The sequence below is a fragment of the Allosphingosinicella sp. genome, assembly GCF_036403745.1.
In the GTDB taxonomy this organism is placed as follows: Bacteria; Pseudomonadota; Alphaproteobacteria; order Sphingomonadales; family Sphingomonadaceae; genus Allosphingosinicella.
On the sequence record NZ_DASWQI010000033.1, the window covers coordinates 1 to 1,630 of the forward strand.

Sequence of the window (1,630 nt, forward strand, 5' to 3'; positions counted from 1 at the left end):
CTGCCGGGCGGGGCCGCCTCAGGCCGCTCGGACGCGCGCACCAACTGGCGAGCGCTTAGAAAAGTTCCTGACCCTACCGGATTGCAGGTACGCGGTTTCTGAAGCCCATCAGTGAGGTGGACGCCATGAGGTTATGGAGCCAATGCTCATGATAGCGTTTGTCGTTGAGTCGATGGGCGGGACTGTCGTGGGCGCGGGGTCGGTTGCTCCGCCGAGCATAGGGGCGAAAGTTCAGCAGCAAGGCCCAGCCCCGCAGCCGCAACTCCGACGTGCCTCGATGGCCGTGCAAGCCCCGGCCGGCATACATCAGCCGGCACAGCCGGTTCATCGGACGGTCCACCGCATTGCTCGTGCGATGGCATCCCGGATGGTCATAGGCCACCACGTAGGACTCCGTCTTGTTCCACAGCTTCGTCAGCATCTCGCTCACCGAGGCGGTCCAGGTCTGCGCCTCACTCCACCGCTGAAACTCGTCCATCAGGCGGCGGAACTCCTCCGCGGTGGCGGCACGGTAGACGTCCCAGATCCGGCGGTGCAGTTCGTGGGCCTTGCGGCAGCGGTCGCGAATCTTCAAGAACCCGTGCAGGAAACAGAGCACCACCGCGATCTTGGGAAACCACGCCCGGAACGCATTGCGCGTCGCCGCCCAGCCGTCGGTGTTGACCGTCTCGGGGGCGTACTCGGGCTCGACGTCCCGCGCCTCGGCCGCGAACACGCCGTAGGCTTCCTGGAGATGGACGTCATCGGCCGAGGCCGTCAGCGCCACGCCCAAGACGCAGCCGCCGCCGACGGTGGTCGCGACGTAGCCCTTCTGGCCGGCCCAGTCGGCGTGATGCTCGTCGGCCGCCAGATGCGCGGGCAACCGGGCGGCGTCGCGGACGGTGGTCCCCACCAGGCTGTTCCGCCCCAGCCGCTCGATGATGCGATACCAGTACATGTCGCTGTGGCCGAAACCGATCGTCAGCAGCCAGGGGGGAACCCCGTGCGCCGCCAACAGCAAGGGATACGCCAACTCGTCGACGGTCCCGGTCATGTAGCCGGTGACGAAGCTGGGGCGGAGCCAGTAGGAAGTGCCGTCGGCCAGGACGATCTTCCGCAGTTTCACCCCGGGGAGCTTGCGCGACTCGCGCCCCAGGCCGTGGAGGCGATCGCCTTGGTCGAAGCCCGCCGGGAACAACTCGGGAGCGGCCTCGGCCCATCCCGCGAGGAAAGCCCGCAGGCGGTCGGTCTGATGCCAGAGGTCGTCGTACTGCGGTCGGGTCATCGGGATGACGATCTGTTTGGCCCCGCGCGGCGGTTGCGGCGGGGGGGACTTTCGTTCACGATTCACTTGCCGGGTCTTCGGTCGCGCGTCCATTTTTGCATCCTCTTTCCTGGTAAGAAGAAGGATGACAAGAATGGCGCTGGCCGGATACCCGGCACTTCATTACCTGCAATCCGGTAGGCTCAGCAAATCCTCAATGGTGTTCTTTCTCTTCTTTCCTATTTTGATTCTCTCCGCGCCCTCTGCGGTGAATTCCTGTCTTCTTCCGCCGGATCCTCAGATCGCTTTGGTCAGCCGACCAGCTCGCGGATCGGCTCGCCGCTGTTGAGGATCTTCAGGGGGCGCGAGGCCTCGTTGAGGAACTCG

The 1,630-nt window shown here is 65.3% G+C and carries 1 protein-coding gene; it reads right to left on the bottom strand.

The window, feature by feature from the left end:
- Nucleotides 1-73: 73 nt before the first annotated feature.
- On the bottom strand, nucleotides 74-1,357 hold the full coding sequence (locus VGC56_RS04680) for a hypothetical protein (protein ID WP_464123557.1): 1,284 nt from the start codon (nucleotides 1,355-1,357) through the stop codon (nucleotides 74-76).
- Between the last annotated feature and the right edge of the window lie 273 nt (nucleotides 1,358-1,630).

Bases quoted from the DNA above. Each gene is read 5' to 3' on its own strand.
- VGC56_RS04680 (WP_464123557.1), bottom strand. From the start codon at position 1,357: ATGGACGCGCGACCGAAGACCCGGCAAGTGAATCGTGAACGAAAGTCC.